The sequence below is a fragment of the Streptomyces canus genome (assembly GCF_030816965.1).
Taxonomy (GTDB): Bacteria; Actinomycetota; Actinomycetes; order Streptomycetales; family Streptomycetaceae; genus Streptomyces; species Streptomyces canus_E.
Genome location: NZ_JAUSYQ010000002.1, coordinates 9,727,128 through 9,741,489, shown reverse-complemented (window position 1 = coordinate 9,741,489; position 14,362 = coordinate 9,727,128). Strand labels below are relative to the sequence as shown.

Here is a 14,362-nt window from a genome sequence, read left to right as displayed (position 1 = left end):
GTCGACGGCGTCATCGAGGGCGGAAGCGCGGGCTGGGGGTCGGCCGAGGTGGTGACGGCCTTCCTCGTGACGGCCGCCGCGCTGCGCTCCTTCGTGCTGGTCGAACCGCGGTCGCCCTGTCCCATGCCGGACATGTGACTCTTCACGTGATCGCGTTCAACGGGTTCACCGTCGGGCTGGGGCCGCTCGTCGGCCGGCTGATGAAACGGCCCACGCCCGGAGTGCTGCTCGTCACCGGTCTCGCGGTCGGAGGCGCCGGGGCAAACCCCAGCAGTTCCCAACCCCTTCCAGGCCTCCACCGGCCCCGGAGAGGCGGCTGTGGTCCGCCGTGCCGGGCGTCGGTATCGAACCGGCCATGGCTCCCATGACCACCATCGCGATGGACAGCCTGCCGCGTCAGCCGACTGGGCCGGCGGTCTGCGGTCTGCGGTCTGCGGTCTGCGGTCTGCGGTGTGATCCTGACCCACCGCGTGCTCGACACCCTGCCCGGGCACCCAGCGCGGGCGGGGATCGGGACCGCCGACCAGGGCCAGGTTCTCGGAAGGGCGGGATTCACCGACGCGCTGTACACCCGCGCCCCTCGTCGGCGGATCGGCATGCTGGTGGCCGCGATGATCGCCGCCGTGCTCATCGGGGTGCGGCGCCCGGCCGTGAGCAGGGGTGGCTGTCCGCCGGTGGAACTGCGTGGCGGACAGCCACCCCTGCTTCTCGCGTGTGCCGGCCGATGTCACATCGAGCGGCGGCTGGTGCGTCGTAGGAGAACGAAGCCGGAGATCAGGAGGATCGCGCCCAGTGCGGCCGGCCACAGCTGGGTGCCGGTCTCGGCGAGACTGCCCTGGTTGCCCTGAGGCTCGGGCTGCGCGGCGACCGGGGGCTGGGCGACGGCTCCGGTGGTGCCGGTTCCGGGGTCGTCTGTCGCGGTGCCGTCCTGGGGGTCGGGCTGGTTCGCCTGGCTGTTGCCGTTGCCGTTGCCGGTCTCGGGCGAAGGCGCGGTGGTGCTGTGGGCGGTGGGTGAGCTGTAGGTCTTCGGCTGGTCGGCGGCGGGGGCGGTCGTCTGGTCGCCGGCCGGGGCTTCGGTGGTCGGCGTGGGCTGTTGCTGCGGCTCGTCGTTGTTTCCGGGGGTGTCCTCGGAGCCGTTGTCGTTGCCGTTCCCGTTGCCGGGGTCCTGACTGGTACCGGGGTCCGGGGCGGAGCCGTTGCCGTTGTCGCCACCGTTCTCGCCGTTGCCGTCGCCGTTGCCGCCGTTGCCCGGGTCGTCCTCGCCTGTGCCCGCGCCACACTGACGGCCGTCGTTGATGCAGCCGACCATCTCGTTCATCAGGTCCTCGTCGAAGACGTTGATGAAGTCGCCGTGGTCGGTGACGGGCTTGTGCAGCTGCTCCGGGAAGGAGTCGACCGCGAACAGCGGAGTCGTGCGACCGCCGTCGTTCAGGCTCGGCGCGTCGACGTCGTAGACGATCCGCTGGACCAGCTGCGGGATGGCCTCGAAGCCGTCCGGGCAGGTGCCGTCGTTCTGGGCGAACGCCACGTGGGTGCGGTGGTTGGCGCTGTCGATGTTGCGGCCGTCCCAGCAGCTCTGGAACTTGAAGGTGCGCACCACGTCGCTGCCCTGCGGGCACAGCGGGTACTTGTCCTTCAGCTGCCGGTCCTCGAACCCGGTGCAGCTCCAGGACGCGTTGGCGTTGGCGGTGCCGTTGACGAACGCCTTGGCGTCACCGGTGATGATGCGCAGCAGACGCGGCATCGCGGTGACCTTGCTGCGGGGGTTGCCCACGAACGTCAGCGTCACTTCCTTGGGGGTGACGATCTCGCCGGCGTTGCCCTCGACGCCGCCGCCGGGCGAGTTGGCGTCCTGTTCCTGTGTTCCGTTCTGGAGCCGGATCACGGGCCAGTAGTACGTCGACTTGTCGCCCTGGTCGACACAGCTCGTCTCGGCGTTCGCCAGGTCCTGGTCGCTCGCGAAGGCGGTGTTGGACTGGTTGCCGATGTAGTCGTGGAAGTGGTGGGCACCGTTGGAGACACCCGGGGCGACGATGACGTTGTCGGAGTTGAACAGGCCGTTCGCGTTCACACCGCAGCTGGTGACGAAGGTGCCACGGGAGGCGTCGCCCTGAGCCTGCGGCGCCTGACCGGCGGATGGAGCGCTGTTGATGTCGGCGTAGTCCGCGGCGACGGGGCCGTTGCCCGCCTGCCCGCCGTTGCCCTGCTGACCGCCCTGGTCCTGACCGCCCTGCTGGTCGTCGCCCTGCTGACCGTCCTGGTTCTGACCGTCGCCCTGCTGGTCTCCCTGGTCCTGACCGTCGCCCTGTTGCTGGTCCTGACCGTCGCCGTTCTCGTTCTCGGTCTCGGTCTCGCGCAGGGTGCAGCCGGCCATGTCGCCGAGGCCGTCCGGCTGCTCTCCCGCGCGTTCGAGCGCGGCGGTGATGCGCTCGATCGTGGCGGCGCGGTTCTCCTGGAGCGGGTCGACGATACGGCTCTGCGCGGACTCGCGGTCCTGCACCGACGGGTCCTGGAGTTGCTGGTAGGCCTCGGCTATCTGCTGGTCCAGCAGGGCGAGTTCCTTGTCGACGTCCGCCCTCGACCCGTCCGGGACGCTGGTGAGCGTGTCCCCGACGTCCGGGCAGTCGATCGTGACGGCTCCCCACGAGGTCTGTTGCGGCGTGCCGCTCTCCGTGGCGGAGGCGTACACATTCGCTGCGACCAAGCCACCACCCCCGAGCATCAGGGCCACTGCGGCAAAGGTCGCACGTCGTGCGCCGGTCGGTCGTCTGCGATTGCTGCGTCCCACGGAAGTACTCCTGCGCGTGTCGGCTCTCCGGGCATGCAAATCCCTCGCCCCATACGGACCGCGGGCCCCCTGTGTTCAAGCGTCTCGGAAATTCACAGCACTCTCATACGGAGCACCGGATTCCACCACCCCCCTCCCGAACCTCCGTGCAGGGAAAACGAGGTGACTCGCACACAACTGCGCCCCTACGGTTCTCGTCATGAACAGCGCGAGCCCCCAGCGCCTCCTGAACGTCGTGGACGTCGAAGCCACGTGCTGGCCCGGCTCCCCTCCCCCGGGCACGGTCAGCGAGATCATCGAGATCGGGCTGACCGTCGTAGACCTGTCGACAGCCGAGCGGGTCGAGCGGCACCGGATCCTGGTGCGGCCTGCCCGGTCCGAAGTCAGCGGATTCTGCACGGAGTTGACCGGACTGACCCAGGCGGAGGCCGACGGGGGGCTGTCGTTCGGGGAGGCCTGCAGGCTGCTGGCCGCCGAACACGCCTCGGGCGCGCGGGCGTGGGCGAGTTGGGGCGACTACGACCGTCACCAGTTCACCCGGCAGTGCGGGGCCACGAGGACGCCGTATCCCTTCGGCCGCCGCCACACCAACGCCAAGGCGGTCTTCACCGAGGTACACGGCCTGCGCAAGCGCCCCGGGATGGCACAGGCCCTCCGCCTTGCCAGGCTGCCGCTCGAAGGACGCCATCATCGCGGCGAGGACGACGCCTGGAACATCGCCGCGCTGGTGTTGCATCTGGCGGGGCGGGACGGCTGGCCCACGGAATGAGCGAGCATCTCACCGAGTCCGACGACGGCTCCCTCGTCGTGGCCGCCGCCGTGATCATCCGATCCGGACGCCTTCTCGTCGTCAGCAAGACCGCAGCCCACGAGGTCTTCTACCTGCCGGGCGGCAAGCCCGATCCGGGCGAGGACCTGGAGACGGCACTCCTGCGCGAACTGCGGGAGGAGCTCGGTCTCGTCCCCGTGGCCTTCAGCCCCCTCCAGGAGGTCCGGGCACTCGCGGCGCTGGAGCGGATCCCGATGACGATGACGGTCTACGACACCACGATCACCGGCCTGCCCCGGCCCGCCGCCGAGCTGTCAGCGATGCGCTGGATCACCGGCCAGGAACCCGACCTGACATTGGCCCCCGCTGTACGGGACCACGTCCTGCCGCTCCTGAGGTCCCGGGGGCTGCTCGACTGAGGCCCCGCCCGGCCGAAGCCTGCGGTATCGCCTGGCCGGAGTCGACGCATCCACGGCCGAAGCCTGACGTGTCGTCCCTTGGCGGGACGCCGACCAGTCCCTGGCCGGGGGCCAAGGCGTCCACATCCGGAAGCCGAGGCCTGCCCCAGCCAGAAGCCGACCCATCCACCCCCGAAGGCCACCCTGCCCCCGGCCGGAAGGCTGACGCATCCACTGCCGGAGGCTGACCTGTCCCCTGGACGGGAGACCGACCTGTCCTGACCGCCGGCCAACGCTTCCACGGCCGGAGTCCGACGCGTCCAACACTGGAGGCCGACCGGTCCACCAGCCGAAAGCCGACCTGTCGTCTGGCCGGAAGCCGCCACTCCACCGCCGGAGGCCGACCTGCCCCCAGCCGCAAACCGACGCATCCACGGGTCGAAGGCCGACCTCTCCCGCCCGGCCGGAAGGCTGACGCATCCACTTCTGAAGGCTGACCCGTCCTGGGCGGAAGGCCGACCTGTCCCAGGCCGACAGCCAACGCTTCCCACGGCCGGAGGCGACACATCCACCGCTGAGACCGACCGGCCCACCCGCCGAATGCCGACCCGTCCCCCCGGCCAGAAGCCGACGCAACCACCCCCGAACAGCCGACCTGCCCCCGGCCGCAAACCGACGCATCCACGAGTCGAAGGTCGGCGCCTCCCCGACCGGAACGCTGACCCATACGCCGCAGGAGGCCGACCTGCCTCCTGGCCGAAGGCCGGCGCATCCACCGAACGAAGGTCGGCGCCTCACCGGCCGAAAGCCGAACCCCCTGCCCCCGCCCGATGGCCGGCACATCCACGGCCGAAAGCCGAACCTGCCCCCAGCGGGAAGCCCAGCCTTCCCCCGCCGGCAGCCGAGCCTTCCCCGCCGGAAGCCGACGCACCCACCGCCCGCAGGTCGACCTGCCGTGTCGAAGGCGGTGCCCCGGGTACTCGGGGCTCGCCGTCACGGCCCCTCGGGTGCGGGCCGGTCAGGAAGGGGGCACTGATGACGCAGCACGCCGACGACGACGTCGACCGCCACCGGGGCGTCGCCGGACTGCGACTGGCGACGGAGAGCGCCGACGCGCTCGGCTCGACGCTGCCGGTCGACCGCAACCAGGCGATCCTGGAGGCGGCCAAGCAGGTCGGCGCGATCCTGAAACGGGAAGGGCACCCGTTCGCGCTCGCGGGCAGCGTCGCCGTGTACGCCCATGGCGGCGCCCAGAACCTTCAGCACGACGTCGATTTCGCCATCCTCCCCGAGGACGCGGAGTCCGTGGCCGAGACCCTCCGTGGGGCGGGTCTGGAGGTGCGGACGCCTCCGGAGGACTGGCTGCTGAAGGCCGACTGCATGGGCCAACAGGTCGACCTGATCTTCGAGCTCGCGCACCAGCCGGTCACCACGGAACTGCTGGCGCGGGCCGACGAACTCTCCGTGGACTCGGTGCTCATGCCGGTGCTGTCCCCGACCGACCTGCTGCACAGCCTGCTGTCCGCTTTCTCCGAACACCACTGCGACTTCGGGGCGGTCCTGCCGATCGCGCGCGCACTGCGGGAGAAGGTCGACTGGGAGGCCGTACGCAGGGAGTGCGGGGACGCGCCGATGCCGGACGCGTTCTTCTACTTCCTGGAACGCCTGGAGGTCATCGAGCCGGGGACGAGGGAGGGACGGCCATGAGCGAGCCTCTGGCGCAACACTCAGAGGAGAACGTCGAGTACCGCGTCGCCCACCTGCGTGACCGGCTCGCCGCCGAGGAACTCGGCGAGCTGGGGGTCCGCGCCGAGGTGCGGGCCGGGTCGGTCGTGGTCTCCGGCACGGTGCCCTCCGCGCAGTGCCGGGAGACCGTGCTGCGAACCGTCCGCGAGGAGCTCGCCGGCCTCGCCGTGCACACCGATGTGGTGGTGGCGGAGAACGTCACACCCGATCATGCGGAGGAGCTGCCGTGATCCGCGTCGCCGCCGTGGGGGACATCCACATGGGCCCCGAGAGCCAGGGCCTGCTGCGTCCCGCCTTCGAGACCCTGCCCGAGTGCGCCGACCTGCTCCTGCTGGCCGGCGACCTCACCCGGCACGGCACGCCGGAGGAGGCCCGGGTGGTAGCCCAGGAAGTGCGCGGTCTCGCCGTGCCCGTCGTGGCGGTTCTCGGCAATCACGACCACCACGACGAGCAGCCCGAGAAGGTCGCCGCGCTCCTGGAGGACGCCGGCGTGCGGGTTCTGGAGGGCGAAGGGACGGTCGTCGAGTGCGGCGGCACGCGCGTGGGGGTCGCCGGGACCAAGGGGTTCGGCGGCGGGTTCGTGGGCCGCAGCGCCGGGGAGTTCGGCGAGCCGCTGATGAAGGAGTTCGTACGGTACTCACGGCGCTGCGCGGACGGACTGCGCACCTCGCTGGAGGAACTGGACCGGCAGGGCTGCGGGACCCGGGTCGCGCTCACCCACTTCTCCCCCGTCGCCGACACCCTCGCCGGTGAGCCGCCGGAGATCTATCCGTTCCTCGGCAGCTATCTGCTCGCTGAGGCGATCGACACCGCCGGAGCCGATCTGAGCGTGCACGGACACGCCCACGCCGGCACGGAGCACGGGATGACGGCCGGCGGGGTGCGGGTGCGCAATGTGGCCCAGCCGGTGATCCGGCGGGCGTTCAACGTGTACCACCTGAACGTCGACTGACCACGTCGACGGACCACGTCAACTGACGGTGTCTCAACTGCGGACGGACGCCCGGTCGTGGTGCTCCCACGCCTCGTCCCGCAGTTCCGGGCGGAGCAGGACCTCCACCGCGGTGCAGGCCAGTGCCTCGGCGGCGGCGAGCATCACCTGACGGCCCCGTTCGGAGCCGGCGGCGACGGCGAACTCGGGTGTGTGGTCGGAGCCGTCCTTCTCCATGATCGCCACGAACGGATGGATGGCGGGCACCCGACCGCTGACGTTCCCGACATCGGAGGAACCCAGATAGACGCCCGGCTCCGGCGGTGTCACCGAGATGCCCGTCGCCGCCAGGTGCCGGGCGAACCGAGCGGACAGGACCGCGCTGTTCCGGAAGTGCTCGTACCGCGGTGTGGCGCGTTCCACGGTGACCGTGGTCCCCGTCGCTCGCGCCACCCCCTGGGCGCAGGTCAGCAGCTCGCCCGCCAGGTCCTCCAGGGCGGCCGTCGTCACCGCGCGCAGGCCGAACAGGCCTTCCGCGTACTCGGGGACGATGTTGGTCGCCCTGCCGCCGTCCGTGACGATGCCCTGCACATGCGAGCCCTCGGGCAGCCTGCGCCCGATCACGGCCAGGGTGTTGAACAGCTGGATGAGCGCGGCGAGGGCGTCGATGCCCTCGGTGGGGTTCCCGGTCGGGTGGGCGGAGCGCCCGTGGAACCCGACCCGGTACTGGGCCTGCGCGGTCAGTGGCGCCCACTGCCAGCTGTGCACGCCGGGATGGAACATCAGCGCCGCGTCGATGTCGTCGAACACCCCGGCGTCGGTCTCGGCGACCTTACCTCCGCCGCCCTCCTCCGCGGGCGTGCCGATGGCCCACACGGTGCCCGCGTCCCGGTCGAGTACGGCTCGGGCGGCCAGGGCCGCGCCCAGGCCCGCCGCGGCGATCAGGTTGTGGCCGCAGGCGTGGCCGAGACCGGGCAGGGCGTCGTACTCCAGCATGAGGGCCACCGCGGGGCGGGGCCTCGTACCGGACCGTGCGGTGAACGCGGTGGGCAGCCCGGCCACGTCCCGTTGCACCTTGAACCCCGCCCATTCGAGTTCCCCGCACAGCAGCGCCGCGGCCCGGTGCTCCTCGAAGGCGTACTCCGGGTCGGAGTGCAGCATCCGCGCCATGTCCCACAGCCGATCCGCCCGTGCGGCCACCTCTCCGCGCACTCGCGCCAGCACCTCGTCCACGGCGTCGGTCACATCGGCCTCCCTGGAGCGTCGTACGCCTGTGTCCTGGTGCGGGTTCCTTCGAGCGGGCCGCCTTACACCCGGGACACCGTTACCGGCAGCGGGGTACGGGTACTCAGAGGCGATCGGCAGGAGTTGTCAGGGAGGCCTCCATGAAGGCGGACCGGATCGCAGATCCCTGGGGCGCCCGGGCACCTTACCGGCGCCACGATGCCTGGCCGTCCCGGGTGGACGCGTATCTCGCGGAGGGCGTGGAGCCCGGCGCGGTGCAGAAGTGGGTGGGGGCGGCGTCGCTGCTGCACTCCGGCGGGGACGCCATGGACATCGCCGTCGTCGACGGCCGTATGGCGGGCGTACGGGGACGGGCGGTGGACCGCGTCAGCCGGGGCAGGCTCGGGCCGAAGGACCTGTTCGGCTGGCAGGCGAACGCCTCGCCGGACCGGCTGACCAGGCCGCTCGTACGGCGCGACGGGCATCTCGTGGAGACGGACTGGGACACCGCGATGGAGCTGGTGGCCGCCCGCACCCGCGAGCTGCTCGACGAGCGCGGGCCCGGCTCGATCGGCTTCTACACCAGCGGGCAGCTGTTCCTGGAGGAGTACTACACACTCGCGGTGCTGGCCCGGGCGGGTATCGGCACGAACCATCTCGACGGCAACACGCGGCTGTGCACGGCGACCGCGGCCGAGGCGTTGAAGGCGTCGTTCGGCTGCGACGGCCAGCCGGGCAGCTTCGACGACCTCGACCACGCCGACGTGATCGCGTTGTTCGGCCACAACATGGCCGAGACGCAGACCGTGCAGTGGACGCGGGTGCTGGACCGGCTGGCGGGCGGCGACCCGCCCCGGCTGCTGTGCGTGGATCCCCGGCCGACCCAGGTGGCCCGGCACGCGACCCTGCACCTGGCACCGCGGGTCGGCACCAACATGGCGCTGCTGAACGCCCTGCTGCACGAGACGATCCGGCACGACCGGGTCGACCACGACTTCGTCGAGGCGCACACGGTCGGCTTCGAGGAGCTGGCCGAGCGGGTCGCGTCCTGCACGCCCGAATGGGCCGCCGACATCTGCGACGTACCGGCCGCGCGCATCACCGAGGCGGCCGAACTCGTCGGTACGACGGACGCCCTGCTCTCCACGGTCCTCCAGGGCGTCTACCAGGCGCACCAGGCCACCGCCGCGGCCGTGCAGGTCAACAACCTGCATCTGATCCGCGGGATGCTGGGCCGCCCGGGCGCGGGCGTGCTCCAGATGAACGGCCAGCCCAGCGCGCAGAACACCCGCGAGTGCGGCGCCGACGGCGACCTGCCGGGATTCCGCAACTGGCAGAACGACAGCCATGTGGCCGACCTGGCGAAGGTGTGGAACGTGGAGCCGTCCACGATCCCGCACTTCGCGCCGCCCACGCACGCGATGCAGATGTTCCGCTATGCCGAGCAGGGCTCGATCGCGATGCTCTGGATCAGCGGCACCAACCCCGCCGTGTCGCTGCCGGAACTGGCCCGGGTCCGCGCCCTGTTGGCGCAGGAACGGCTCTTCACCGTCGTACAGGACCTGTTCCTGACGGAGACCGCGCGACTCGCCGACGTCGTGTTGCCCGCCGCCACCTGGGGCGAGAAGACCGGCACGATCACCAACGCCGACCGGACCGTCCACCTGTGCGAGAAGGCGGTCGAGCCGCCCGGCGAGGCCAGGGCCGACCTGGACATCTTCCTCGACTTCGCGCGCCGCATGGACTTCCGTGACAAGGACGGCGGGCCGCTCATCGGCTGGCAGGAGCCCGAGGAGGCGTTCGAGGCCTGGAAGCGGTGCAGCGCGGGCCGGCCCTGCGACTACACGGGCCTCTCCTACGACCGGCTGCGCGACGCCGGTGGCATCCAGTGGCCGTGCACCGAAGCGAACCCGCGGGGCACCGAGCGGCTCTACACGGACGGCATCACCTGGGCGCACCCCGACCACTGCGAGAGCTACGGCAAGGACCTGGAGACCGGGGCCGCCGTGGATCCGGTGGAGTACCGCTCGCTCAACCCGGACGGCAAGGCCGTACTCAGGGCGGCCGCTTACGTCGAGCCGCACGAGATGCCCGACGACCGGCATCCGTTTCAGCTCTCGACAGGCCGTACCCTCTACCACTTCCACACCCGGACCAAGACCGGCCGGGTGGCCCAGCTCGACGAGGCCGCACCCGAGGTGTGGGTGGAGGCCTGCGCGGCGGACGCGATGCGTCTGGGCCTGGGCGAGGGCGATCTCGTGCGGGTGGCCACCCCGCGCGGCGCCCTGGAGGCGAGGCTGCGGGTCACGGACATCCGGCCGGGGCTGCTGTTCGTGCCCTTCCACTACGGCTACTGGGACACGAAGGAGGGCGACGGTCCGGACGGGGGCGGCCCGGGGCGCGCCGCGAACGAGACGACGATCACCGACTGGGATCCCGCCTCCAAGCAGCCTCTGTTCAAGACCGCGGCCGCGGCGCTCACCCTCGTCGCCCGCGCGGACGGACGGTACGCGCCGGCACCGACCACCACGGCCTCGGCCCCTTCGGACCCCGATTCCGTGCCGGCCACGGCCGGCGGGCAGCAGGCGTACGCGACACAGAACAGTGAGCCGGGAGGCACGCCATGAAGGACGGCATCGCCCACACGCTGCGCGCCCTGCACCACGGGGAGCGGCAGCTGGCGCGGGACCTGCTGGCCGTGGCCGAGCGGCACGCCGAGGAGCACGAGGTCCACCACGTCGCCACGGACCTCGCCGACTGGTCCCGCGAACATGCCGACCGGCTGGCCGAGCACGCCGCGGGCGAAGGGCTGCGCCTCGACGACGACACACCCGAGCCCCGTTCCGGCGAAGGACCGGAGGGGCTGCTGCTCCTGCACGACCTGCGGGCCCTGCACCTGGCCGCGACGGAGAACTCCCTGCACTGGGAGATGCTCGCGCAGGCCGCCCAGGCGACCCGGGACGCACGGCTGCTGGAGCTGGCGTCGGCGTGTCATCCGCAGACGCTGCGGCAGACGCGCTGGACCGACACGCTGATCAAACAGGTGTCCCCACAGGTCCTGACAAGCCTCTGACCAGGCATAGGGAGTGCGGCCGAGGGCACTCGAGGGACGGAGGTGAACGAACATGGGACACGGAGGAAACGTCATCGACGAGCTGGTGACCGATCACCGCGAGGTCGAGGAGCTGTTCGGGAAGATCGAGGCGCTGGCGCCCGGTGAGAAGAGCCGGAAGGTGTACGCCGATCAGGCCACCATGGAGCTGATCCGGCACTCGGTCGCGGAGGAGGAGTACCTCTACCCGGCGGTGCGGGAGCACTTGGTCAACGGGAACACCATGGCGGACCGGGAGATCGAGGACCACTCCAAGGCCGAGCAGCTCATGAAGGACCTGGAGAGGTGCGAGGCGGACGATCCCGATTTCGACCGGATCGTGGGCGAGTTGATGAGCGAGGTCCGCTCCCACATCGCCGAGGAGGAGCAGACCCTCTTCCCGCAGCTGCGTGTCGCGTGCTCGGACAAGGAGCTGAACGAGCTGGGCGAGAAGGTGCGCCGCGCCAAGAAGATGGCACCGACCCGCCCGCACCCGTCGGCCCCGGACACCCCTCCGGCGAACAAGCTGCTCGCTCCGGGAGCCGGCCTGGTCGACCGGCTGAGGGATGCCATGTCGGGCCGGGGCAAGAGCGACTGAGCTTCGGAACACGGCCGGCAGGGTTTTGCGGGGCCCGGCCGGCCTCGGCCGTCACCGGAGGCCTCCGGCAGGGCGCGACTGACCCTCGGACACCATCAGAGGGCCCCGGCATGACAGCCGGGGCCCTCTGAACGTCACTAGAGGGTTCCGACCAGGACACAGCCGACCTCGGTCTCGTCAGCGGGCACCGCCAGGGCACATCCGGCCTCCGGCGTCACCAGAGGGTCCCGGCAGGACACAACTGGCCCTCGGAGCGTCGTCAGAGGCCTGCGGCAAAGCACAGCTGGGGCCCTCGGAACGTCCGCAGAGGCCCGCGGCAAAGCACAGCCAGGGCCCTCGGAACGTCCACAGAGGCCCGCGGCAAAGCACAGCCAGGGCCCCCGGAACGTCCACAGAGGGTTCCGGCAGGACACAGCCGACCTCGGTCCCGTCAGCCGGCACCGGCAAGGTACGGCTGACCTCGGTCTCCTCAGCGGGCACCGGCAGGACACAGCGGCCTCGGACGTCACCGGAGGGCCTCACCAGGACGCAGCTGAGACCTCGCTCTCGTCAGAGGACCTCGGCACGGAACGGCCCGCACGACCGACGCGGCTGCGTCGGTCGGAGGGGGAGGCGAGGACGTCCGGCGCGTTCCAACCCTGCCGACCGCGCTTCAGGCGGCGAGCGCCTCGTCCGACCCCAGTCGGCCCAGCAGCTCACCCCGGTGCAGCCCGGCCACCGACGCGAGCAGGTCGGGGTGGCGGAGCAGAGCGGCGGCATGCCGGTCCGTCGCGTCCGGGGCGAGCAGGCGGCGGAACGCGGCCGGGGTGCCCGTCGTGTGCTCGCCCTCCGCTATCTCGCCCACCGCCAGCTCGGCCAGGTCCGGGTCGGTGAGCAGACAGGCCGCCCAGCTGGCCACGACCTCGTCCACCCAGCTGCGCCAGGCATGCTCCTCGGCGTCCCGGTCGTCGGCACTGTCCGCGCCGGTGACCCAGTCGAGGCGGGCGGAGCCTCCCGGACCCGCCATGCCGACGAGCGCGGCGTCCATCGCCGTCGGATAGCGCAGCCACGCGGCGACCGTCACCGCCTGCCGCGCCTGCACCTCGCACAGCGCGGCGGCCAGTGCGCCGCCCGACGGCGGAAAGGCGCGGGTCAGCCAGTGGGCCGTCGCCGCGATGACCGGAGAGAGATCTGCTTGCACTGCCGGGCCGCCCGAGGTGCTGGTGGGAGAGGGGACTGCGCGAAACGGTAGCCGCGGTCCGGCCAGGACGACATGGCTCCGGTCTCCTCCGGCACGTGGCTTCGGCCACACCGGTCCCTTCGCGCACCTACGCCTCCAGCCAGAACCGGGTGCGACCGAGCCACAGGTCCAGCAGCTCCGAGTCCCCTCGCGTCTCGACCCCGGGCGCCGGGCGGGCGTAGAGGAACAGGAGGAGGTCCGTCACCGGCCCGCGCACACTCACCGATGCCTCGCCGGTCCCGCGCCGCCATACCGGCCGCTCCTCGGAGAGGTCGAGCAGCCACGCCCCCGCCGACCCCGCGTCGAAGCGCAGGGCACGCCCGGGACCCAGCAGCTCCGGCACGCCCGGCAGGGGTGCGTAGGCCTCGGGGACGGTCGAGAACTCCAGCCACTCCTCCACGGCGTCCACCGCGAGGGACTCCTCGACCTCGAACTCCGCGCCGGTCACGAGTGCCGCGTCGGCGCGGTGCAGCAGGGTCTCGTACGTCATGCGCCGGGCCCAGAACCTCGCGGACTGCTCGACGAGCTGTTCGTCGGCGGGCGTCCACACCGGCACGTCGGGTCCGGCGGCCCGCAGGGTTCCGGCCAGCCGCGTGGCGCCCTCGCCGAGCCAGCCGCCGAGCGCGGAGTCGTCCAGGTGGGCGTAGGCGGCCGGGTCGTTGACCATGCCGTCGTCGATCGGCTCGGTGGTCCGGGTCCGTACGATGTCCTCCGCCCACCGGTGGTCACCGCCCACGTGCCGCAGCAGCCTGCCGAGGTCCCAGCCGGGGCAGGTGGGCACCGGAGCGGTCGGGTCCGCGCCCTTGACGTGGCGGGCGAGCAGGTCGGTCTGGGCGACGATCGCCTCGCAGTAGTCCTCGAAGGTCAACAACGCTTCCCCCCTCGCTGCGCGATTCGTCATTCCTGCCACCTAACCTGACTCCTTCCAGTACCACCACTGAATAGAGGGAGACACGGCCATGCTGGTCGGGGCGGGGAACACATGGCTTCGGATGGCCCATGTGGCGTTGCTGGCGGGTGTACTGACGGGCTGCTCGGAGGCCGCTGAGGGGGACGACTCGAAGGCGTCCGCGCGCCCGTCGGCGACGGCGGAGACGTCCGGTCCGAACGACACGGCCGCCGTGACCAGTGGCGGCACGATCGGCGCCGCCGGCTCGGCGTGCGAGCTGCCCGTCACCTTCGACATCGCCAAAGGCTGGAAGGCGGAGGCCGTGGAGGCGCCTCTGAGCCAGGGGCCCGTGTCCTTGGCCTGCGAGATCGACGCGAAGCCCGCGGGCAACATCGGCTTCCTCCGCGTATGGGCCGGGAAATCCGGTGACGCCGGCACACGGGCCGTGCTGGAAGCCTTCGTCGCGGCCGAGGACGGGGTGACCAAGGAGAAGTACCGCACCTTCACGTCCGGCGGTGTCTCCGGTGTGGAGGTCGAGTACCTGTACTCCAGCGAGCTCCTCGAGGAGACGAAGAAGGAGAGGGCCTTCGCCGTCACCACCGCGGACGGGCCGGTGGTGGTGCACCTCGGCGGGCTCGACACCGAGGAGCACGAGGAGATGCTCCCGGCGTACGAGCTCGCGCGCCGCACCCTGCGCACCGCCTGAGCA

At 71.5% G+C, this 14,362-nt stretch carries 13 protein-coding genes; 9 read left to right on the top strand and 4 right to left on the bottom strand.

The features are described 5' to 3' along the window. Positions 1-727 precede the first annotated feature (727 nt). Positions 728-2,722: a DUF1996 domain-containing protein gene (locus QF027_RS45555; protein WP_307082722.1), complete on the bottom strand. Its 1,995-nt coding sequence runs from the start codon at positions 2,720-2,722 to the stop codon at positions 728-730. Between the two features lie 265 nt (positions 2,723-2,987). On the opposite strand from QF027_RS45555, the gene QF027_RS45550 reads away from it, so the two are divergent. From QF027_RS45550 to QF027_RS45530, 5 genes are all read left to right on the top strand, one after another. Further along, positions 2,988-3,557 carry a 3'-5' exonuclease gene (locus QF027_RS45550; RefSeq protein WP_306972973.1) on the top strand — a complete coding sequence of 190 codons (570 nt, stop codon included), beginning with the start codon at positions 2,988-2,990 and terminating at the stop codon, positions 3,555-3,557. Further along, positions 3,554-3,976, top strand: coding sequence for an NUDIX hydrolase (locus QF027_RS45545; RefSeq protein WP_307081402.1), 423 nt, complete (start codon positions 3,554-3,556; stop codon positions 3,974-3,976). Before QF027_RS45550 ends, QF027_RS45545 begins: the two co-directional genes overlap by 4 nt. 1,014 nt (positions 3,977-4,990) lie before the next feature. Then, the gene (locus QF027_RS45540; RefSeq protein ID WP_307081400.1) at positions 4,991-5,662 is read left to right on the top strand and encodes a nucleotidyltransferase family protein; all 672 of its coding nucleotides are present in this window, start codon (positions 4,991-4,993) and stop codon (positions 5,660-5,662) included. Further along, complete coding sequence (locus tag QF027_RS45535; protein ID WP_306972976.1) at positions 5,659-5,931, top strand: BON domain-containing protein; 273 nt, start codon at positions 5,659-5,661, stop codon at positions 5,929-5,931. Before QF027_RS45540 ends, QF027_RS45535 begins: the two co-directional genes overlap by 4 nt. Continuing rightward, positions 5,928-6,653, top strand: coding sequence for a metallophosphoesterase family protein (locus tag QF027_RS45530; RefSeq protein WP_306972977.1), 726 nt, complete (start codon positions 5,928-5,930; stop codon positions 6,651-6,653). The genes QF027_RS45535 and QF027_RS45530 overlap by 4 nt, the downstream gene beginning before the upstream one ends. Positions 6,654-6,686: 33 nt before the next feature. Here QF027_RS45530 and QF027_RS45525 read toward each other — a convergent pair whose 3' ends face one another. After that, positions 6,687-7,877 carry an amidohydrolase gene (locus QF027_RS45525; protein ID WP_307081398.1) on the bottom strand — a complete coding sequence of 397 codons (1,191 nt, stop codon included), beginning with the start codon at positions 7,875-7,877 and terminating at the stop codon, positions 6,687-6,689. 140 nt (positions 7,878-8,017) lie between these two features. Here QF027_RS45525 and QF027_RS45520 point away from each other — a divergent pair, with 140 nt between their 5' ends. Genes QF027_RS45520 through QF027_RS45510 form a run of 3 tightly spaced genes read left to right on the top strand, consistent with a single transcriptional unit; the run spans position 8,018 to position 11,545 of the window. After that, positions 8,018-10,483, top strand: coding sequence for a molybdopterin oxidoreductase family protein (locus tag QF027_RS45520; protein WP_307081396.1), 2,466 nt, complete (start codon positions 8,018-8,020; stop codon positions 10,481-10,483). Next, positions 10,480-10,929, top strand: a complete 450-nt coding sequence (locus QF027_RS45515) for a hypothetical protein (RefSeq protein ID WP_307081394.1) — start codon at positions 10,480-10,482, stop codon at positions 10,927-10,929. The genes QF027_RS45520 and QF027_RS45515 overlap by 4 nt, the downstream gene beginning before the upstream one ends. A gap of 52 nt (positions 10,930-10,981) precedes the next feature. Next, positions 10,982-11,545: a hemerythrin domain-containing protein gene (locus tag QF027_RS45510; protein WP_307081392.1), complete on the top strand. Its 564-nt coding sequence runs from the start codon at positions 10,982-10,984 to the stop codon at positions 11,543-11,545. Positions 11,546-12,197: 652 nt separating this feature from the next. Here QF027_RS45510 and QF027_RS45505 read toward each other — a convergent pair. Together QF027_RS45505 and QF027_RS45500 are read right to left on the bottom strand one after the other, a co-directional pair. Beyond that, complete coding sequence (locus QF027_RS45505) at positions 12,198-12,725, bottom strand: hypothetical protein (protein ID WP_306972982.1); 528 nt, start codon at positions 12,723-12,725, stop codon at positions 12,198-12,200. Positions 12,726-12,852: 127 nt separating this feature from the next. Continuing rightward, positions 12,853-13,665: a maleylpyruvate isomerase family mycothiol-dependent enzyme gene (locus QF027_RS45500; RefSeq protein ID WP_307081390.1), complete on the bottom strand. Its 813-nt coding sequence runs from the start codon at positions 13,663-13,665 to the stop codon at positions 12,853-12,855. 58 nt (positions 13,666-13,723) lie between these two features. Between QF027_RS45500 and QF027_RS45495 the strand changes: the two genes are divergently transcribed. After that, positions 13,724-14,359: a lipoprotein gene (locus QF027_RS45495; RefSeq protein ID WP_307081388.1), complete on the top strand. Its 636-nt coding sequence runs from the start codon at positions 13,724-13,726 to the stop codon at positions 14,357-14,359. Positions 14,360-14,362: the final 3 nt, after the last annotated feature.

Bases quoted from the DNA above. Each gene is read 5' to 3' on its own strand.
- QF027_RS45555 (WP_307082722.1), bottom strand. From the start codon at position 2,722: ATGCTCGGGGGTGGTGGCTTGGTCGCAGCGAATGTGTACGCCTCCGCC.
- QF027_RS45550 (WP_306972973.1), top strand. From the start codon at position 2,988: ATGAACAGCGCGAGCCCCCAGCGCCTCCTGAACGTCGTGGACGTCGAA.
- QF027_RS45545 (WP_307081402.1), top strand. From the start codon at position 3,554: ATGAGCGAGCATCTCACCGAGTCCGACGACGGCTCCCTCGTCGTGGCC.
- QF027_RS45540 (WP_307081400.1), top strand. From the start codon at position 4,991: ATGACGCAGCACGCCGACGACGACGTCGACCGCCACCGGGGCGTCGCC.
- QF027_RS45535 (WP_306972976.1), top strand. From the start codon at position 5,659: ATGAGCGAGCCTCTGGCGCAACACTCAGAGGAGAACGTCGAGTACCGC.
- QF027_RS45520 (WP_307081396.1), top strand. From the start codon at position 8,018: ATGAAGGCGGACCGGATCGCAGATCCCTGGGGCGCCCGGGCACCTTAC.
- QF027_RS45515 (WP_307081394.1), top strand. From the start codon at position 10,480: ATGAAGGACGGCATCGCCCACACGCTGCGCGCCCTGCACCACGGGGAG.
- QF027_RS45510 (WP_307081392.1), top strand. From the start codon at position 10,982: ATGGGACACGGAGGAAACGTCATCGACGAGCTGGTGACCGATCACCGC.
- QF027_RS45500 (WP_307081390.1), bottom strand. From the start codon at position 13,665: ATGACGAATCGCGCAGCGAGGGGGGAAGCGTTGTTGACCTTCGAGGAC.
- QF027_RS45495 (WP_307081388.1), top strand. From the start codon at position 13,724: ATGCTGGTCGGGGCGGGGAACACATGGCTTCGGATGGCCCATGTGGCG.